Annotated in this window: 23 protein-coding genes and 1 pseudogene; 11 read left to right on the top strand and 13 right to left on the bottom strand. The window is 61.7% G+C overall.

From position 1 onward, the window contains the following. Positions 1-117 precede the first annotated feature (117 nt). Both F758_RS0110545 and F758_RS43555 read right to left on the bottom strand, forming a co-directional pair. Positions 118-678, bottom strand: coding sequence for a type 1 glutamine amidotransferase domain-containing protein (locus F758_RS0110545; protein ID WP_024507843.1), 561 nt, complete (start codon positions 676-678; stop codon positions 118-120). Between the two features lie 81 nt (positions 679-759). After that, the gene (locus F758_RS43555; RefSeq protein WP_035721597.1) at positions 760-969 is read right to left on the bottom strand and encodes a hypothetical protein; all 210 of its coding nucleotides are present in this window, start codon (positions 967-969) and stop codon (positions 760-762) included. A gap of 179 nt (positions 970-1,148) precedes the next feature. On the opposite strand from F758_RS43555, the gene F758_RS43560 reads away from it, so the two are divergent. Continuing rightward, on the top strand, positions 1,149-1,355 hold the full coding sequence (locus F758_RS43560; RefSeq protein ID WP_035721600.1) for a hypothetical protein: 207 nt from the start codon (positions 1,149-1,151) through the stop codon (positions 1,353-1,355). A 147-nt stretch (positions 1,356-1,502) separates the two neighbouring features. Here the strand turns inward: F758_RS43560 and F758_RS43565 are convergent, their stop codons facing one another. After that, a complete protein-coding gene (locus F758_RS43565) occupies positions 1,503-3,311 on the bottom strand; it encodes a thiamine pyrophosphate-dependent enzyme (protein WP_084305248.1) in 1,809 nt (602 codons plus the stop codon). Between the two features lie 139 nt (positions 3,312-3,450). Here F758_RS43565 and F758_RS0110560 point away from each other — a divergent pair, with 139 nt between their 5' ends. The 4 genes from F758_RS0110560 to F758_RS0110575 all read left to right on the top strand — a co-directional run bounded on the left by F758_RS0110560 (position 3,451) and on the right by F758_RS0110575 (position 7,198). Continuing rightward, the gene (locus F758_RS0110560) at positions 3,451-4,650 is read left to right on the top strand and encodes an oxalate decarboxylase family bicupin (RefSeq protein WP_024507844.1); all 1,200 of its coding nucleotides are present in this window, start codon (positions 3,451-3,453) and stop codon (positions 4,648-4,650) included. A 73-nt stretch (positions 4,651-4,723) separates the two neighbouring features. Beyond that, complete coding sequence (locus tag F758_RS0110565; RefSeq protein WP_024507845.1) at positions 4,724-4,975, top strand: hypothetical protein; 252 nt, start codon at positions 4,724-4,726, stop codon at positions 4,973-4,975. A 241-nt stretch (positions 4,976-5,216) separates the two neighbouring features. Beyond that, complete coding sequence (locus tag F758_RS0110570) at positions 5,217-6,278, top strand: YeiH family protein (RefSeq protein WP_024507846.1); 1,062 nt, start codon at positions 5,217-5,219, stop codon at positions 6,276-6,278. 38 nt (positions 6,279-6,316) lie between these two features. Beyond that, the gene (locus F758_RS0110575; RefSeq protein ID WP_024507847.1) at positions 6,317-7,198 is read left to right on the top strand and encodes a LysR substrate-binding domain-containing protein; all 882 of its coding nucleotides are present in this window, start codon (positions 6,317-6,319) and stop codon (positions 7,196-7,198) included. Positions 7,199-7,223: 25 nt separating this feature from the next. Here F758_RS0110575 and F758_RS0110580 read toward each other — a convergent pair. Beyond that, positions 7,224-7,682, bottom strand: a pseudogene (locus F758_RS0110580) (NuoB/complex I 20 kDa subunit family protein); the annotation flags it as partial. A gap of 272 nt (positions 7,683-7,954) precedes the next feature. Between F758_RS0110580 and F758_RS0110590 the strand changes: the two are divergent. The 5 genes from F758_RS0110590 to F758_RS0110610 all read left to right on the top strand — a co-directional run bounded on the left by F758_RS0110590 (position 7,955) and on the right by F758_RS0110610 (position 12,015). Beyond that, positions 7,955-9,175 carry an MFS transporter gene (locus F758_RS0110590; RefSeq protein WP_024507849.1) on the top strand — a complete coding sequence of 407 codons (1,221 nt, stop codon included), beginning with the start codon at positions 7,955-7,957 and terminating at the stop codon, positions 9,173-9,175. 81 nt (positions 9,176-9,256) lie between these two features. Beyond that, complete coding sequence (locus tag F758_RS0110595) at positions 9,257-9,508, top strand: hypothetical protein (RefSeq protein ID WP_024507850.1); 252 nt, start codon at positions 9,257-9,259, stop codon at positions 9,506-9,508. Positions 9,509-9,580: 72 nt separating this feature from the next. Beyond that, complete coding sequence (locus F758_RS0110600; RefSeq protein WP_024507851.1) at positions 9,581-9,826, top strand: hypothetical protein; 246 nt, start codon at positions 9,581-9,583, stop codon at positions 9,824-9,826. A 282-nt stretch (positions 9,827-10,108) separates the two neighbouring features. Next, positions 10,109-10,525, top strand: coding sequence for a hypothetical protein (locus F758_RS0110605; protein WP_024507852.1), 417 nt, complete (start codon positions 10,109-10,111; stop codon positions 10,523-10,525). 218 nt (positions 10,526-10,743) lie between these two features. Beyond that, positions 10,744-12,015: an MFS transporter gene (locus F758_RS0110610; protein ID WP_198026460.1), complete on the top strand. Its 1,272-nt coding sequence runs from the start codon at positions 10,744-10,746 to the stop codon at positions 12,013-12,015. Positions 12,016-12,032: 17 nt separating this feature from the next. On the opposite strand, the gene F758_RS0110615 is transcribed toward F758_RS0110610, so the two are convergent. Together F758_RS0110615 and F758_RS53190 are read right to left on the bottom strand one after the other, a co-directional pair. Further along, entirely contained in the window at positions 12,033-12,314 is a 282-nt protein-coding gene (locus F758_RS0110615; protein ID WP_024507854.1) for a hypothetical protein, read from the bottom strand. A 341-nt stretch (positions 12,315-12,655) separates the two neighbouring features. Then, on the bottom strand, positions 12,656-12,958 hold the full coding sequence (locus tag F758_RS53190; protein WP_502689131.1) for an alpha-amylase family glycosyl hydrolase: 303 nt from the start codon (positions 12,956-12,958) through the stop codon (positions 12,656-12,658). Between the two features lie 148 nt (positions 12,959-13,106). Between F758_RS53190 and F758_RS0110630 the strand changes: the two genes are divergently transcribed. Beyond that, positions 13,107-14,714, top strand: coding sequence for an alpha-amylase family glycosyl hydrolase (locus tag F758_RS0110630; protein ID WP_024507856.1), 1,608 nt, complete (start codon positions 13,107-13,109; stop codon positions 14,712-14,714). 68 nt (positions 14,715-14,782) lie between these two features. Here F758_RS0110630 and F758_RS0110635 read toward each other — a convergent pair whose 3' ends face one another. The 7 genes from F758_RS0110635 to F758_RS0110675 all read right to left on the bottom strand — a co-directional run bounded on the left by F758_RS0110635 (position 14,783) and on the right by F758_RS0110675 (position 18,321). Beyond that, the gene (locus tag F758_RS0110635) at positions 14,783-15,004 is read right to left on the bottom strand and encodes a hypothetical protein (protein ID WP_024507857.1); all 222 of its coding nucleotides are present in this window, start codon (positions 15,002-15,004) and stop codon (positions 14,783-14,785) included. Between the two features lie 35 nt (positions 15,005-15,039). Then, on the bottom strand, positions 15,040-15,522 hold the full coding sequence (locus tag F758_RS51675; protein ID WP_245286456.1) for a hypothetical protein: 483 nt from the start codon (positions 15,520-15,522) through the stop codon (positions 15,040-15,042). Then, positions 15,519-15,743: a hypothetical protein gene (locus F758_RS0110650; protein WP_024507858.1), complete on the bottom strand. Its 225-nt coding sequence runs from the start codon at positions 15,741-15,743 to the stop codon at positions 15,519-15,521. Before F758_RS0110650 ends, F758_RS51675 begins: the two co-directional genes overlap by 4 nt. Before the next feature lie 4 nt (positions 15,744-15,747). Beyond that, positions 15,748-15,930: a hypothetical protein gene (locus tag F758_RS0110655; protein ID WP_035721607.1), complete on the bottom strand. Its 183-nt coding sequence runs from the start codon at positions 15,928-15,930 to the stop codon at positions 15,748-15,750. A 16-nt stretch (positions 15,931-15,946) separates the two neighbouring features. After that, entirely contained in the window at positions 15,947-16,399 is a 453-nt protein-coding gene (locus F758_RS0110660) for a DUF2267 domain-containing protein (RefSeq protein WP_024507860.1), read from the bottom strand. A 305-nt stretch (positions 16,400-16,704) separates the two neighbouring features. Beyond that, positions 16,705-17,037, bottom strand: a complete 333-nt coding sequence (locus F758_RS0110670; protein ID WP_035721610.1) for a sulfite:cytochrome C oxidoreductase subunit b precursor — start codon at positions 17,035-17,037, stop codon at positions 16,705-16,707. Between the two features lie 9 nt (positions 17,038-17,046). Next, complete coding sequence (locus F758_RS0110675; protein WP_024507862.1) at positions 17,047-18,321, bottom strand: molybdopterin-dependent oxidoreductase; 1,275 nt, start codon at positions 18,319-18,321, stop codon at positions 17,047-17,049. Positions 18,322-18,392: the final 71 nt, after the last annotated feature.

Genomic DNA, 18,392 nt, shown 5'->3' on the forward strand with positions numbered 1-18,392 from the left:
CACCGCCTCGTTCCTCGGTAAGGCGTCGCGCGTCTTGCGCGCACAAGGTGAAGGGGCAGGCTCTTTCGAACTCTGCCCCCGTGATCTTCTAGGGCCGTCCGCCTGTCCGTTCCATGATCAAGCGGCGCTACGCTGGGTGTGGCGGCCTTCCCTAATCTCTTCGATAATCTTCTTGCTAAAGGCTTCGAGATCGCCTGGATTACGCGAGGTGATCACACCCTGGTCGACGACCACCTGCGAATCCTCCCACTTCGCACCGGCATTCATGACATCGGTCTTGATCGATTTGTACGACGTCATCCTCCGGCCCTTCGCGATGCCGGTTTCGATCAGCAGCCAGGGCGCGTGGCAGACGGCGGCGACCACCTTCTTGGCATCGAAAATGTCCTTGATGAACTTCAACGCCTTGGGTTCGACCCGCAGTAGGTCCGGGTTGATCTGACCGCCCGGCAATACGATCGCCTCGTAGTCGGACGGCGAGGCCTGGTCCAGCGTCTTATCCACCTTGACCGGCCGCCCCCAGTCCTTCATGTCCCAGCCTTTGATCTCGCCGGCCGAAAGCGAGATGATCTCCACGGTGGCGCCGGCCTGCTTCAGCCTGTCGCGGGGCACCTCCAGCTCGGACTGCTCGAAACCGTTGGTTGCCAGAATGGCGATCTTCTTGCCCTTCAATTCCATGGGACACTCCCTTGCAAAAAGCGTGTCCGCGTCAATCGGCAATTGCCCGCATCGTTCCGTGGCGCGGGGTGCGGCTTCAGTCTAGCGCTTGGCGAGGTTCTGCTTCAGAAACACCAGCCCGTTATAGGTCAGCCGCGTTTCGCTGGTTTCCCCGGCCGCCACCTCGCCTTCGAGATAGGTCTCGAGGTCCGGAAGGGCCTGGTCGAATTTTTCCGCAATGCCCATCATCTCGCACGTCTCCTTGATACGCGCGATGGGCTTTTCCAGAACAGTGATTGTGGTGGTTGCCATGCCCCCATAATTCGGCCCCCGAGCAACCGTTCCGCATCCATCACAAGGAACAGGAGGCAGATGGCGGAATTGTTCGCCGGAGCTTGGAAAATTTCGCAAGGAGATATCCAGCCGAAGAGAATAGCTCGAAGCCCCGTCTTCGGCTTTCGATAACGGACGGGGTTTGTTAGGAGGGCGCCATGCCCTACGCCCTGTATGAAGAGAATGAGCGGCTGACACGCAGCTTCCCAACTGAGCAAGAGGTCTGGGCGGCTGCAGAACGCGCCGGCCTGGTCGAGACCCGACCTGATGGCGAGAAGGTCCTGGACGGCAATCTCAAGATCAAGTTTTGCGAGTCGAGTCCGGATGAGGTCAGCGATCCGGACTCCGATTTCATTTTCTCCTGAGAGGCGCCGGAGTCTCGCAAAGTCTGGCGCTGCCAAAGCGCGACGAGGCTTAGGTTCAGTTGATTGCCGCGGCCGTTCACCTCTCCCAACACGGAGGAGAGGTGAACCGAGTCCCGCGGTTGGTACCGATCCAAGACCTATCGCGCTTTAGACCTTCAGTTCGTTGGGTTTGGTCGGCTTCTCTTCCGCATCAACCACGGCCTCCACCAGGGCCGGCTTCGATGAAGCCAGCGCTGCGCGGATCGCGGGAACGATGTCATCCGGCTTCTCGCAACGGAATGCATCCGCACCGCAGGCCTTCGCGAATGCCACGAAGTCGATCGGCGGTAGGTCACAACCGAAGGGCGGGTTGCCAATGTCCTGCTGCTCGAACTTCACCTCGGCAAGGCTGTTGTTCTTCAGAAGGATGATTTTGACGGGCAGGTTTTGTGCGACCGCGGTCGACAATTCCGCCATCAGCATGGCAAATCCGCCGTCGCCGACCACGGTCACCGCCTGCCGTTTCGGAAAGGCCAATTGTGCCGCGATTGCGAAAGGCAGGCCAGGCGCCATGCTGGCCAGCATGCCGGTTCCGGTCAGGCGCTGGTTCTCCCTAAGGCGCAAGCAGCGCGCCGCAAAATGCGTGTTCGCCCCGCAATCCAGGCAAATGACGGCATCATCCGCCAGGAGGTCGCTGAGGGCGCGCACCACCATCTGCGGACGCAACGGGCTGCGCGCGCTGCCCTCGACCTTGTCGAGCAGCGTGTTCCAATCGGCGACGCGATGCTGCGCTTCGGTGAGGAACGAACGATCCTGCTTGGGAGTGATCAACGGCAACAGCGTCATCAGCGTCGCCTTGACGTCAGCCACCAGACCGACTTCCACGGGATACCGCAGGCCGATCCGATCGGCCTTGAGATCGATTTGGACACCGCGCGCCTGCCCGGGCGACGGATAGTACTCTTCCCATGGCATGGTCGAACCGAGGATCAAGACGGTGTCACAATTCTTCATGATCCATGACGACGGTGCGGTGCCGAGATCGCCAATCCCACCGGTGGTCAATGGAGAGTCGTCGGCCAGCACAGCCCTGCCCAGCAGGGATTTTGCAACCGGCGCGCCGAGCGCGTCCGCAAGCCTGGTCACTTCCTCGCGAGCATGCAGCGCGCCCTGCCCGGCGAGAATGGCGACCCGCCGTCCGGAATTGAGAATGTCGGCTGCGGCGCGAACCTCATCGGCAGGCGCCGCTGCCAGCGGCGTGGTCCAGGACGAGGACGTGCGAACGCCCGGATTGCGCATCGAGCGCTTGCCGGCGGAAAGCCGCATCATTTGCACATCCTTGGAGATGGTCAGATGCGCCACCCCACGCTCACCCAGCGCCGCTCTGCAGGCCCGGTTTGCTACGATCACGGCGTGCTCCGGTCCGGTCACCTCCTCGTTGTAGAGCGCGACGCCTCGCATCAGCCCTACGGTATCGACGCTTTGCTGATACCGCAGCCCGGTGAGGTCGTGAAAGGTCAGGCCGGTCAGCGCTACCACCGGCGCGCCGTCGAGGGCGGCATCGTAAAGCCCATTGAGGAGATGAATCGCGCCCGGCCCCGTGGTGCCGACGCACACGCCGAGATGTCCGGTAAGCTTGGCAAAGCCCGAGGCCATGAAAGCCGCGGCTTCTTCATGGCGCACGCCGATGTAACGGATCTTGTCCTGGCGCTTGCGCAGAGCCTCGATCACCGAATTGATGCCGTCGCCGACGACACCGAACGCGTGCGTGGCGCCCCAGGCGACCAATGTGTCAACGATAATGTCCGCGGTCGTCTCGTCCCCGCCGAATGACGGCGCCGGCTGCGGCGAGATGGCAGACGTGACTTCGCTCGGTTCCGCGGCCGCGGACGGACGTGCATTCACGCTCGCGAGCGCCAATCCGGTGGTTGCGATCGAAATGAAGTCCCGGCGATCAATGTCCGACTTCTGCGGCATGGCGCAGCTCCCGACTTGCGAATGCGAGACAAACCGCAGCGCTCCGTTAGGTTGCAGAACCGCCGCCATAAGCTTTGCGTGACGTGCGCGCTACGAACTTTCAGAACCGGCTCGCGTTCGGCCGGCAAGTGGTGAACGCATGAATTTCCCGAGCCGACGAACCCTGCTTGCGGCCGCGGCCGCCTTGGGCACCAACGCTGCGATGGCCAGTCAAAGTAACGAGCCTGTTATCGGCAACAAGGGCGCCCCGATCATCGGTCCGCGCAACCACGATCGCGAGCAGCAAAACCCCGACATCCTGCGGCCGCCGTCCACCGATCACGGTACGTTACCGAATTTGCGATTCTCCTTCGCCGACGCCCACATGAAGATGCGCGACGGCGGCTGGTCGCGCGAGGTGACGCAGCGCGAGTTGCCGATCTCGACCACCATGGCCGGCGTCAACATGCGCTTGAAGTCGGGCGCGGTGCGCGAGCTGCATTGGCACAAGCAGGCCGAGTGGGCCTTCATGCTTGCCGGGAACGCGCGGATCACCGCGGTCGACAACGATGGACACAACTTCATCGCCGATGTGCGCGAGGGCGACCTCTGGTACTTTCCATCCGGGATCCCCCACTCGATCCAGGGATTACCAAACGACGGCTGCGAATTTCTGCTGGCGTTTCCCGACGGCCAGTTCTCCGAAGACTCCACCTTCGCCATCACCGATCTCTTTGCGCATACCGATCGCGAGGTCCTGGCGAGGAATTTCGGCGTCGACGCAAAGGCGTTCGATAATATTCCAAAGCAGGAGCTGTTCATCTTCCAAGCCGAGCCGCCGCCGCCTCTGAACACCGACAGCGTCAACGACCCGCTCGGCGGGGTGCCGCAAAACATGATGTTCAAGTTGATGGAACAGCAGCCGACCACCTCGCCCGGCGGGCGTGTGCGCATTGCCGATACGCGGAATTTCCCGATCGCCACCGACGTCGCGGCAGCTCTGGTGGAGGTCGATCCCGGCCATATGCGCGAGATCCATTGGCATCCGAACGCAGACGAGTGGCAATATTACATTTCCGGTAAAGGCCGGATGACGGTGTTCGCCGCAGAGACCAACGCACGGACATTCGACTTCCAGGCCGGCGATGTCGGCTACGTGCCGATGTCGATGAGTCACTTCATCGAGAATACCGGCAACGAGCAGCTTCGCTTCCTTGAGTTGTTCAGATCACCGCGATTCATGGACGTTTCGCTCGCGCAATGGATGGCGCTGACGCCACGTGAACTGGTCGAGGCGCATCTGAAGATCGAACGCAGCCTCCTTGATGGTATACGAAAGGACAAGCAGCCGGTGGTTTGAGCAGCAAGGTGGGAACCGTTCCCAAGGAAAGAAGTTTCCCACGCGTGTCATCCAACAAAGGGAGTTCCCGTTCATGATGAAGACCAGACTGGCAATTGCCGTACTGCTGGCAGCGGGCTTGGCCGCCTCGCCTCTTGCCGTGCAAGCGAAGTCGTACAAGCACACCAGGCATTCTCACACCTCGTCGATGACGACCGGCTCCAACATGAAGTCATCAGGTGGAACGACCGGCATGAGCCGCAGCACGAGGGGCAACACCTCGAGTGAAGGCAATGTCGGCCCGGGCACGACCAACAACAACGGTCCGGCTCCCGGCGGCCGCTGACCGCATCGACTGGCGCAGCGCCCAGAACACGCAGAACAGAAAGAGCCCCGCACCTTTGCGGGGCTTTTTTCGTACCGCGCGGCCAGCCTCTCTGGGACGGCGGCGCACGGCCGCCTGTCCTGTACTAAAATGCCCCCGCGCTCGATTAATCGATAACATCGAATATTTTGACATAAACGATCTATTGGATTAATCGATCGCAGCGATCGATATTTGGGCGAGCCCAATTGAGGAGCCACCCATGACGACCGCACCCAAGAACCGAGTTGCATCTCCCGCCACCGATTGCGCCGCTCATGCAGGACTTGCATTCCATCCGCCCGCCGCGCTGGAGACAGCACCGGGCGTGCTGCTTGCCGGAGCCATCGCGGTGAGCGCATTCCTCGCACATGCCGTTCCGGGAATGACTGCATTCAGTCCGATGATCCTTGCCATTGTGCTCGGAATGGCCTTCCACAATTTCATCGGCACGCCAGCAATCGCAAAACCCGGTATCAACTTCAGCCTGCGGCGGCTGCTTCGCATTGCGATCGTCCTGCTTGGCTTTCAATTGACGGTGGGCCAAGTCCTTGACGTCGGAGGACGCGGCTTGATCATCGTCGCGGCGAGCTTGACCGCGACCTTCCTGTTCACCGTCTGGCTCGGTCGCCTCCTCAAGCTCGATCGCAAGCTTACGCAGCTCATTGCCGCCGGGACATCGATCTGCGGCGCGTCCGCGATCATCGCGACGAATACCGTTGCCGAGGCCCATGATGAGGACGTCGCCTATGCCGTCGCATGCGTGACCGTGTTCGGATCCGTCGCGATGTTTACCTATCCCCTTCTGCCCCGGCTGCTGCATCTCGATCCGCATGCATACGGTCTGTGGAGCGGCGCTTCGATCCATGAAATCGCGCAAGTGGTTGCGGCAAGCTTCCAGAACGGCCAGCGCGCCGGCGAATTCGGCACGATCGTCAAGCTGGCCCGGGTGATGCTGCTTGCACCGGTCGTGTTCGCCCTGAGCATCATGCAACGCCTCGCGGCCGGCCGCAGCGCGGCCGGGACGGCACGGCCGCCGCTGCCCTGGTTCGTTCTCGGCTTCATTGGCGTTGTTGCGCTCAACAGCGCGATGCGGATTCCACCGGAGGTCAGCAAGGAGATCGCGCTTGTCACGACGTTCCTGCTGTCGGTCGCGCTGGCCGCGATGGGCCTGGAGACTGACGTCTCGAAAATCCGGGCGAAGGGACTGCGGCCGGCCCTTCTGGGCGCGATTTCCTTTCTTTTCATAGCAAGCGTCAGCCTGGCCCTGATTAAGCTCGTCTAACAATTCGTTTAGTCCAACCTTCTTGGGGTGATTCCGTCATGACGCTCGAACAGCTCCGGATCTTCGTTGCGGTCGCAGAGAAGCAACATGTCACGCAGGCCGCGCGCGAACTCAATCTGACGCAATCCGCCACGAGCGCGGCCGTCGCGGCGCTGGAGGCGCGTTACGGCATCAGGCTGTTCGATCGCGTCGGACGCGGCATCGTTCTGACGCAGACGGGCCAAATCTTCCTGGGTGAAGCACGCGGCGTGCTCGCAAGGGCCCGCTCCGCCGAACAGGCCCTTCACGATCTCGCAGGATTGAAAACCGGGAAGTTGACGCTCGCTTCCAGCCAGACTGTCGCCAACTATTGGCTGCCGCCCAGGCTGCAGGCGTTTCAGGCGGCTTATCCCGGCATCGAGGTCGGCGTCAGGATCGCCAATACCGAACGGGTCGCAAGCGATGTGCGCGACGGCACGGCCGACGTCGGCTTCGTCGAGGGGGAGATCGATGACGGCGCGCTCGCTGTGCGCCGTCTCGACGGCGATGCCCTGGTCATCGTCGTCGGCCCTCGCCATCCCTTCGCCAAGCAGAGAAAGCTGCCTCAGGACTGGATGACCCGCACGAGCTGGATACTGCGCGAATCCGGTTCCGGCACACGCGCGATGCTCGAAGCAGCCCTGAAGAAGCGTGGCCTGAAGCTTGCGGACCTTAATGTGCAGCTTGTGCTCGCCTCAAATGAAGCGATCCGCAGTGCGGTCGAAGCCGGCACCAGCGCGGCCGCCATTTCCAACCTCGTGGTCGAAAACGCCATCGCGACCAAGACCCTGTTCCGGTTGGAAGGCGAGTTCGCCCAGCGCTCGTTCTACGCGATCAGACACAAGGAGCGGCACGTGAGCAAGGCGGAAGCCGCCTTGATGTCGAGCGTTATCGGCAGCTAGCGGCTCGTTGCCTCAGGTGCTGTGATTATCGTTCGATCGATCCGGTCTGCCGGATCTTCTGCTGCAGCAGCATCACGCCGTAGAGCAAGGCTTCCGCGGTCGGCGGGCATCCCGGGACATAGATGTCCACGGGGAGAATGCGGTCGCAGCTACGCACGACCGAGTAGGAATAATGGTAGTAGCCGCCGCCATTGGCGCATGAGCCCATCGAGATCACATAGCGCGGCTCCGGCATCTGGTCGTAGATCTTGCGCAGGGCCGGCGCCATCTTGTTGCAGACCGTGCCGGCGACGATCAGCACGTCCGACTGGCGAGGCGAGGCGCGCGGCGCAAAGCCGAAGCGCTCGGCATCGTAGCGCGGCATCGACATCTGCATCATCTCGATGGCACAGCAGGCAAGCCCGAAGGTCATCCACATCAGCGAGCCTGTGCGGGCCCAGGTGACGAGTTCATCGATCGAGGCGATCATGAAACCCTTGTCGCCGAATTGCGTGCTGATCGACGAAAACGGCGGCGGGACCTCCCGCCGTTGAGGAGAATAAAGCGGCTCAGTGGACTGAAGCATGATATTGCTCCCGCTTGGAGCTTTCATGCGCTCAACCGGTTGCGCGCGAACTCGTTCCTCCGAGCTGCAGCTTCATGCCGCCGCGACCGATGCGGCAAAATACACGATCGCATGATGAACCCTGCAAATGAGCAGCCTGTTATAGGAATCACGCTCTCCAGCGTCCCGGGCGTTGACGGAACCTGCAAGGAATGGCCGACAAGCCGCCGCGACGAAACAAGACAACAGCGACGCGCCTCTGGCCCCTGCTCGCTATAAACTTCTTCATGGCCGACATGCAGTCCGGCATCGGCCCGTTCGTCGGCGTGTTCCTGCTACAGCACGGCTGGGCCAGCGGCATGATCGGGACAGCCATGACCGTCGGCAATGTTGCCGGCATGCTGATCACGACGCCCGTGGGCGCGGCTATCGACGCATCAAAGCGCAAGCGCTTATGGGTCATCATCCCGGGCGTGGCCGTGGTCGCCGCGTCCTCGATCATCTTGCTCCGGCAAAGCTTCTGGGCGGTGACCGTGTCGCAAATTGCGACCTCCATCGCGGGCGCCGCGATCGTGCCGGCCGTCACCGGCATCACCCTCGGCATCGTCCGGCAGCGTGGATTCAATCGCCAAAACGGCCTTAACCAGGCTTTCAATCATGCCGGCAACATGGCGGGGGCCGCCCTGTCAGGATACCTGGGGTGGCAGTTCGGTTACGTTGCCGTCTTTCTGCTGTCGGCCTTGTTCGGCGTGATCACGATCGCCTGCGTACTGATGATACCGCCTCGCTCGATCAACGACCGCGCCGCGCGCGGCAGCAAGGAGGATGATCCAGAAAGCCGCCCGAGCGCCCTGCGGGTGCTGCTCAAGCACAAGCCGCTGCTGGTCCTCGCATTCGCGCTGGCGGCGTTTCACCTTGGAAGCGCCGCGATCGTTCCCCTCTACGGCATGGCAGCGGTATCGGACGGTCAGACGACGAATGGCCCCAGCTTCGTCGCCGCCACCATCGTCATCGCGCAAGGCGTGATGATCATCGCTTCCGTGCTCGGCATGCGAGCCGCGGAAAGCCGGAACTACTGGCCCATCCTTCTCGCCTCCTTCCTGGCTTTGCCACTACGCGGAATCCTCGCTTTTTTCCTGACGGGCTGGTGGGGCGTCGTTCCCGTCCAGATCCTGGACGGTATTGGTGCCGGTTTGCAGAGCGTCGCCGTGCCGGGCATGGTGGCGCGCTCGCTGAACGGAACCGGCCGCGTCAACCTCGCGCAAGGCGCCGTGATCACGATCCAGGGTGCAGGTGCAGCACTCAGCCCGGCCCTCGGTGGCTGGATCGCGCAATGGATCGGCTTTGCCCCGGCCTTCCTTCTGCTCGGCGGATTGGGGCTGCTCTCGGTCGCGTTGTGGGTCGCGTTTGGCGCGGCCGTCAAACATTACTGAGCGTTCAAGGCCTGGCGCGGCGAGCCCGGAACGAATCCCCGTATGCCGATTATCATTCGAGAGCCGCCAAGGATTATTCGCATGAACAAGAGAGACAGCTTTGCAGGTACCGATTTCCGGGACGTCCGTTCCGGGAGTTATGACGCCATCAATGATGCAGGCCGGCCGCAGCCGGACCAGGTCCATGAAGCGATCACGCAGCACGAAGCGGCGCAGGACGGCGCGGACGTGCGGTCCGAACCGATGCCAAGCCAAGAAGAGGTCTTGCCGGAAGGCCTGAGACGCCCGCCCATGGGTCCCTATAGCTCCAAGACGGGTCGCCGCGCCACGTAGTGCGCGCGAGGATTGCCTCGCTCGGGCTGGAACGACAGCACAAGGCAGGCGTTCGCTTCATGAGGAGGACGTATGTTTTTGCCGTATCCCAGCGACCAGACCAAAGTGTTATATGAGGCGCTTGATATTGCGACGCGATACTTGGTGCTGCGCGGCTATGATCGTCTGGGCGCGCAGGAGAAGGCCGCGCGACGCATCCTGACCATGTTCAATTCAGGCGAACACCGTCCCTTGATGCTCGCCAACAAGGCGATCGCGGCCGTCGAGAAGGAAGAAGCGGAGCAGCCCTCCAGGAGTTTTCCGCAGCTCATTTGCTGAAGCTGCCTTGTAGCACGAGGCCTGGCTGCCAGCCCGGGTCTACTAATCGTCCAATTCCGCCGGCGAGTGCAAGCTGCATCGCAGGAAGACTGTCAGTGCGCTCATCCCAGCTCTCGCGTTTGCGGGCGCCCACCTCGGGCGAAGCCGCGCCGCCTATTCCGATTGCCTAAGACGCAGCTTGACGCCCAACTCATCACTTTCGCCGTTGCGCAGCGCTACAGAGGAACAAGTAAGTGAGTCCGAAGTTGCGGCCTTGGTGCTGATGACAATTAGGAGTTCGTCATGTGCGACTATAGCCTGCATGCCGTGGCCTCGCGACCGGCGGAAGCCTCGGAAATCCTGGTGTCCACCAAGTTCCTGGGCACCCATACCAGAGGGTTCGCCTCGCCTGCCGATCCGACGGTCGCTGTTTGCCTGCGTCCCGGGACCGAGATCGCCTTCGAACACAACGCTTTTGCCGAGGGGACGATTTTCCGCAAGAGTATCGGCGCGAGGCTCGCGCGATTCCGGCAGATCGATCTGGACAAGCCCGCGCAACACCATGACGCGCTTGAGTTCTCGAACGGCAAGATCGTGAAGGTGACGGACCTTGTCCTCGGACAGCGGATGCGGATCGTCCAGATGCCGGCTGACCCCGCCAGCAAGCGCACGGCAACCGAGCGCACCATCGAGGCAGACCGGCCGGTGCCGGTGACCTGACGGGCGGCCGCACTTTACGGCGACGCAATTTTCACCAATCGACGAGCCGCCGAATCCCGGCGGTTCGTTCCGTCAAAATCATGTTTGCGGCAGCATGCGACTTTGCTGCCAATCAGGGATATTTACCGAAGAATCGGCGCGGCGTGCGACCGCACGTGAGCAAGCCCCGGGGTCCGGCTGCATCTACTCTCCGCACCCTGCGCCGCGGGAGGCGATAGCTGGTGACCATTCGTGCGCTTTCGGGCTGGACAAGCGAGCAAAGACACGTCGTCGCGGCAACCTTCCTCGGATGGTCTCTCGATGCGTTCGACTTCTTCCTGCTGGTCTTCGTGTTGAAGGACATCGCGGCCGAGTTCAACACTGACATCTCCCGCGTCAGCACTACGATTCTCGTCACCCTCGCCATGCGCCCGGTCGGCGCGTTTCTGTTCGGCCGCGCCGCCGATCGCTGGGGGCGTCGTCCAACCCTCATTGCCGATGTGCTGCTCTACTCGGCGCTCGAATTCCTCTCGGGCTTCGCCCCGAACCTGACGGCGCTGATCGTGCTGCGCGCCTTTTACGGAATCGCGATGGGCGGCGAGTGGGGCGTCGGCGCGTCGCTCGCGATGGAGAGCATTCCCGCTCATGCCCGCGGCTTCGTTTCCGGGCTGCTGCAATCGGGATATCCGGCCGGCTATTTCATTGCGTCGATCGTCTATGGCCTCTTGTTTCAGTATATCGGGTGGCGCGGGATGTTCATGGTCGGCGTCGTTCCGGCGCTGCTCGTCCTGTACATTCGCCGAAACGTCCCGGAATCGCCCAGCTTCGAGCGCAACCGTGCCGACAGTGCGGACACGATGAAGCTGCTCAGATCGCATTGGCGTCTCGGAATTTATGCCGTGGTGTTGATGACCGCCTTCAACTTCTTCAGTCATGGCACGCAGGATCTCTATCCGACCTTCCTGCAGGTGGAACGGAAGCTTTCGCCGCACGAGGTCAGCTTGATCGCGATCATCTACAATGTCGGTGCCATCTGCGGCGGCATCCTGTTCGGCTCACTGTCGGAGCGCTATGGCCGCCGGCGCTGTATCATCGTCGCGGCCCTTCTCTCGTTGCTCGCCATCCCGCCCTGGGCCTTCGCCAACAGCGTCGTCGTGCTCGCAATCGGCGCATTCTTCATGCAGTTCATGGTGCAAGGCGCCTGGGGCGTCATCCCCGTACATCTCAACGAACTCTCGCCCGCGACCGCCCGCGGCACATTTCCCGGATTCGTTTATCAGATCGGCAACCTCCTCGCCTCCGTCAATGCACCGCTGCAAGCGACGATGGCCGCGCAATTCGGCGGCAGCTTCGGCCTGGCGCTTGCCATGGTGGCAGCAACCGTCGCGGTGGCGATTGTTGTGCTGACCCTGTTCGGAACGGAGGCGAAAGGTATCGACTTCGTCAAAGCCGTTGTCAGCGACGGCGGCGCCCCCGAACGCCGGCCGAGGCAGGCGTCCGGAATCGTGTGAAACAGCCAAGATCGCCTTTACCTGCCGCCCGGCTGCGGACCGCTGTTGTTATTGGTGCGGGGACCGACATTGCCTTCACTGGAGGTGTTGCCGAACCTATCGCGGCCCATGCCGACCGTTCCGTCCGGTACGACGCGGCGGCCGCGCTCACGCGTATAGCCGCCATCCATGGGGGCAGGACCGTAGGTCGTCACTCCGCTATTATCGTGATAGCCCCGCCTGCCCTCAACGGCTTGCGCCGAAGCTGAAGCTGCCGAAAGAGCGAGTACGCCCGCCGCAACCAACATCAATGTCTTCATCACTGGCTCCTGGAGGTTTCGAAGACCTGCCAACCAGCGGGGCACGCAAGCGTTCCTGGCGTTGTGCGATTTCGAACGATAGCAGGGCTATGAAGGCGACTGTTGCAGCACGACCATGCCTTCATTCGCGCGCAGCAACATCGGCCCTCGACGCGATGCTCCGAGCGGTCGAGATAGGTCGAGATCAGCCGCTGCGCGCGGCCGTCCCACTTCCATTGCCTCGGCTCATTGGCGATGTTCAGGCCGACCATCATTTTGGTGCGGCCCAATGTGCGGTAGTAGCACAACACATCATTGCGCGCGCGCATCGTTGGACGTGTGATTGGGCACGAGATCGAGGATCAGCCGGATGCCGGCATCTGCAGCGCTTCGAGCAGGCGATCGAAATCTTCCATCGCGCCAAACGCCGGATCGATCGCACAGAAATCGGCAATGTCGTAGCCAAAATCCCGCATCGGGGTCTTGTAAATCGGCGTCAGCCACACTGCATCGACATCGAGCCACTTCAAATAGTCCAGCCGCTGCAGGAGCCCGGGAAGATCCGCCTTGCCGTCGCCGTTACCATCTTGAAAGGATATCAGCGCAACTTCGTAAATGACGGCGTGCTGCCACCATCTATCGTCTTTCCGAAAATTTCCGAAAATTCACATCGATGCGCTCCGCTGGCCAAGGCAACCTTTGCGGGGCCTGATTGTTCCTAGAGCAGTTTGTCAGGACATGGTCAGCTTGACGGTGTACGACCCGGCGACGTTCGCCGAGAACCACAGGTCCAGTTTCTATGGATGCTCTGATATGGAAATGAAGGACACGCTATGGTGGCAACGTGGGATTTTCTATCAGGTCTATCCTCGCAGTTTCCAGGATTCCAATCGTGATGGCATCGGCGATCTGCCGGGCATTATCCGTCGGCTTCCTTATCTGAATTCTCTCGGCGTGGACGCGGTCTGGCTCTCGCCGATCTTTCTCTCGCCGATGGCGGACTTCGGTTACGATATCTCCGACTATACCGCTATCGACCCGCTGTTCGGCACGATGGCCGATTTCGACGCACTGCTTGCGGCCGTGCATGCAAACGGCTTGAAGCTCATTCTCGATCTGGTGCCGAACCACACGTCCGACCAGCATCCCTGGTTTGTCGAAAGCCGCAGTTCGCGCAACAACCCGAAGCGCGACTGGTACCTTTGGCGTGACGGCAGGCCTGGAGGCCAGCCGCCCAACAACTGGCTCTCAGATTTCGGGGGCAGCGCCTGGCAATACGATGTAGCGACGGGCCAATATTACCATCACGCATTCCTGGCCCAGCAGCCAGATCTGAACTGGCGCAATCCGGCGGTACGCAAGGCCATATATGACGTCATGCGGTTCTGGCTGCGCAAGGGCGTCGACGGCTTTCGCGTCGACGTGATCTGGCATCTGATCAAGGACGCAGAGTTTCGCGATAATCCACCAAATGCGAATTTTCGCGAGGGCCAGCCGCCGCACCAGAGATTTCTGCCCCTGTTCTCGACCGACCGGCCCGAAGTTCACGAGGTCATCGCGGAAATGCGCCGCGTGACGGACGAATTCGACGCGCGGGTGTTGATCGGCGAAATCTATCTGCCGATCGAGCGGCTGGTCGCCTACTATGGCAAGGACCTCCTCGGCGCACACCTGCCCTTCAATTTTACCTTGCTTTCGGCGACATGGAATGCGCGCAGCATCGAAACACTGATCGCCGAATATGAGCGGGCACTGCCCGTGGGCGCCTGGCCCAACTGGGTGCTGAGCAACCACGATCGTCCCCGGGTCGCGAGCCGGGTTGGCACAGACCAGGCGCGCATCGCAGCGATGCTGCTGCTGACCTTGCGCGGCACACCGACGCTCTACTACGGCGACGAGATCGGCATGCATCAGGTCGCCATCGCGCCGGAGCAGGTGCGCGATCCCTTTGAGAAGAACGTGCCGGGATTAGGCGTCGGCCGTGACGGCTGCCGGACGCCGATGCAATGGGAGGCGACGACCAATGCCGGCTTCTCCACCGCACTGCCATGGCTGCCGCTCGCCGATGATTTCATACACGAGAATGTCGCCAATCTCGACGCGGATCCGCGATCGATCCTCAGTCTCTACAAAGCGCTGATCCGATTGAGGCGAGAACGGCCGCCGCTGGTCATCGGCAGCTACGCGCCGATCGCTGCGCATGACGATCTCCTGATCTATCGGCGCCACCGCGAGGGCGCTTCGCTGACCGTGGTTTTGAACCTGGGCCCCGATCCAGTGTCACTTGCCTCCGACGCCATTGGGCTCGACGGCGAAATCCTACTTTCGACGTTCATGGACCGCACCGGAGAGAGAATCTCCGGCGCGCTCGATCTGCGCGGCAATGAAGGCGTGATTACCGGAGCTTCCGTGCTCGACTAGTCTAGGCGCTGTCCGGTTCTGCAACCTGACCGACGGACGCTCTGCACGGCTCGCCACTTACGCGTGCCCTATCCCCGCCCTTTGTTGGCTGCGTGATCGTGCCGCTGTTCAGTTTCCAGCCATTTCCGATCCTGGCCGCGATCGCGCGAATGCTCGGCCTTGTCGCGGTTGGACAGCACCATGTTCTCGCCGACGAGATCGTCCTGAAGGTCCGTCATCCCGCCGGTCCCGGCGCCCTTGCCTTTGTCCGTAGCGCTGCCGCCAAAATGCTTGCCTGCTCTATTGACCATAGTCGATCCTTTTCCAGCGAACGCATTGTTCGTCGTCAGGGGCGTCCCTTCGCAGCCGGACGGTTATGCTTGTTGTGCCGGCTCTCCTGATTGAGGCCGCCGCGGCTCACCGGAAACTCGGACTGCCGCCCCTCGTGCCTGGCAAGACGCGCGCCGCCATTCGCCTGCAGGCGCGCGATATCCTGCTCGACCTGTCGCGAGTCGGGAACATCGGGCTTCCGCTCCAGTATTCGCAATTGCTGCTCATGGGTCTTCTTGCCCTGTAACTGCATCCTTCGCGATGGGCCGCCGTGGTCGCCGCCGCGATGGATCCGCCCCTGCAGGCGCGGCCCTTCGTCGATGCCGCCCTGAGGGTTGGTATCATTCTCTACGTCACCCTCGATGGTGTTTTCGCCAACGATCTCGTCGAGGTCCTCAGGCGCGGCCTGCGCCATGGTCAGGCCCTTCGAACCGCCGATCAGAGGATTGCGGAGAAGATCGGTATTGGTGGGCCTGTTCAACTTCGGATGCTTGGTCATGATTTCCCCTTCTCGGCTGGATGGCTGCCACCGCCCTTTTGTTCCGGCTGGTGCGCATGATGACTGTCGTGCTCGCCGCCGCCGCCCGATACGCGGCTATGCCTGCGCTGCGGATCATCGGCCGTGGGTTTCTTGATCTCCCGCGGCGCCTTGGCATCTTCATGCGCAGCGCCGGGACCGCCCTGACGGATACTCGCGGGCGTTTTGGTCGAAGTGGACATGATCCTAACGGTCCTGCTGGTAGCCCTGATTGGTCGTGTTCTGCTTGATATTGGCCTGCTGGCCCTGCTCATCGGGGTTGGTTGCGCGCGTCGACGAGCGCTGGACCTGGTGTGCATTTCCGGATTTAGCGTCGCCGGTACCCTTGTGGCTTTGGTTGTCCGGCGGCACAGGAGGCTTCTTTGTCATAATCGGCTCCGTCTGATCAGGCGGCTGAAGACTGTTGCGCGTTGTTCGCCGGCCAGAGGGAACGAACTTCCTCCGGCAACGCGTGCTTGATCTTCTCCACCTGGTTAGGATCGACATGATGATTCAACACTCGGAACACCGCGCGAGACGCATCAACCACGTCAATGGGTTTCACGGATGCAAGCTGCGCGGAAACCAGCGCGAAGAATTCGTCCGCCGAGCGCCAGTTCTGCGGCGTGTCGCTCGGACGCCACTGATCGTAATATGTGCCGCGAACGAGCAGCGGCAACTGTGCACCAAGATGCGCCGCAAGATTGATCGGAACCCGGTCACGCACCGTCCGCAACACAGCACCGAGGGCGTGCCAAGCCAACTGCTTGTCGCGCGGCAGGCTTGCCATCATTTCGTCGAGCCAGGTATTGGTGAGATGGATTGTCCTGTCGAATACGTCTAGACCCGTTGCACTCATGGAAACCATCCGTCGTGCTTGTTCGAGACAAGGACAACGGAGTTTCCGTCGATCGGTTCTTGCCGACAACAAGCTTATTGCTTGTAGCGCGTTGCCTTGCAACGTAAGAACGAGAACCTTATTCCTCGGCTTCTTCGGCCGATATGGCTGCGGTTGCAATTGCCCTGAGCACACCGATCATGGTGTGAATGGCCGCCTCACTTTGGATTGTGATCAATCCGTCCGCGCTCATGGCCGTTTGCTCCCAGCATCCCCCGCGCCCTGCAAGGCGGCGACTATGGTGCAGGCACCTCTCGCTCCATGCGTCAATTCGTCCCCTTGGTGTTCGCCAGATAGTCAATAATTCGCGCTGCGTCGGCTTCATCGATCGGCGCCCGATAAACCTTGATCATCTTGTGTACCTCCGCGTCCCAAACCGCCCTCGGGAATGACGGCTGGTTCAACACCATGTCGGCGGAGTGACAGGCGAGACAATTGTTGTTTATTGTATCGGCCTCCGCTCCGCCTGGAAATTGAGCGTCTCCGCTTGGCAGATCAACACTGACCGCTTTGAATGCGGGCCCTTCCTGAACGTGCGCCGGCGCCGACCAGGACACGGCGATGACTAGGAGGCTGATGGAGAGCGTTGCTCTGAACATGACCAACTCCTAGATCACTCTGACCTGCGTCGGCTCGACGACGTTGCGCATGAAGCCGCTGTTGTTCCAGTTTGCCGTGCTCGGCTGCACGACGTTTTGCGCATTCGTGCAGCGTGCCATAAGCGTGTGACTGCCCGCCTGGGTGAGCGTGAGATCGGTCTCCCATTGCCGGAAACTGTATTTGCCGTAATCCTTGCCCAGCCGCGCCTCACGCCAGGACATGCCGCCATCGGCGGAAAATTCCACCTTGCTCACACCCGCATCGCCGCCGAAGGCAATGCCGCGCACCACAGAGCCGACGCCGACGTGGATGGATGCGCCGGTCTCGATGTTGGTGATGAATGACCGCGGCACCATGCGGTTGATCGGGACCATCTTCACGCCGGTCTGGCCAGGCGCGATGCTGGCGTGAGGCGTATCGGGAATCGTGTAGGCCGTCGTCATCCAGTAATTGTCGTCGGGCTTGTCCAGCACCTCGATGTCGCTGAGCATCTTGACCCAGTAGGTCGAGTACCATCCGGGCACGATCAGACGGAATGGAAAGCCGTTGAGGAGCGGCAATTGCTCGCCGTTCATCGCATAGGCGATCATCACCTCGCCATCGCGGGCGTGATCGATCAGCAGCGACTTCTTGAAGTCGGGCGCATCCGGCACAACCGGCTCGTCCAGCCCATCAAAGCGAACCGCGATCGCACCCGCCTTGACGCCGGCACGATCCAGCACATCCTTCAGTCGCACGCCGGTCCAGCGTGCATTGCCCATGGCGCCGTGCGCCCATTGCGCGCCCGCTACGCGCGGCGTGAACAGCCCGCGCGAATTGCCGGAGCACTGATTGACCGCGGCCAGTTCGACGCGCGGCATCCGCACCAGTTCATCCAATGAGAGCGAAAGAACCTGGTTGACGTGGCCGCGGACCGCAAGGCGGAAGGCATTGACATCCACGGAGGTCGGAATCACCGCCCAGTGCCAACGCACATAAAACCGCTCGTTCGGCGTGAACACACCGCGATCGAACACCTCGAGTGGCGCCTCCAGGAGCGGCGGACGCGTGCGCTGCAGGATCATGCTGCCCTTTTGAGGAAAGTCATTCGTGACCAGCCGCTCCCGGGGTTCGCCGGCGAGCGGCAGCTTGATCATCTCGCCGGCTAAAGCCGGTCCTGCAGACAGGGCGACCCCGGCGAGAGCTGCCTGCGCGAGAAAGTGCCGGCGGGTCAGCCGCTCGGCTGATCGCGCCTGATCCGCGACTCGAAGCGTCCGGTCGACGTTCGATCTCCGATTGTTCATGAAGCCCTCCTCGTGGTCGGTGACATCTCTGGAGGGATAGGCCGCTTTGGTCTACCGATCCAACGCATCGT

The sequence above is a fragment of the Bradyrhizobium sp. ARR65 genome, assembly GCF_000472385.1.
Lineage (GTDB): Bacteria > Pseudomonadota > Alphaproteobacteria > Rhizobiales > Xanthobacteraceae > Bradyrhizobium.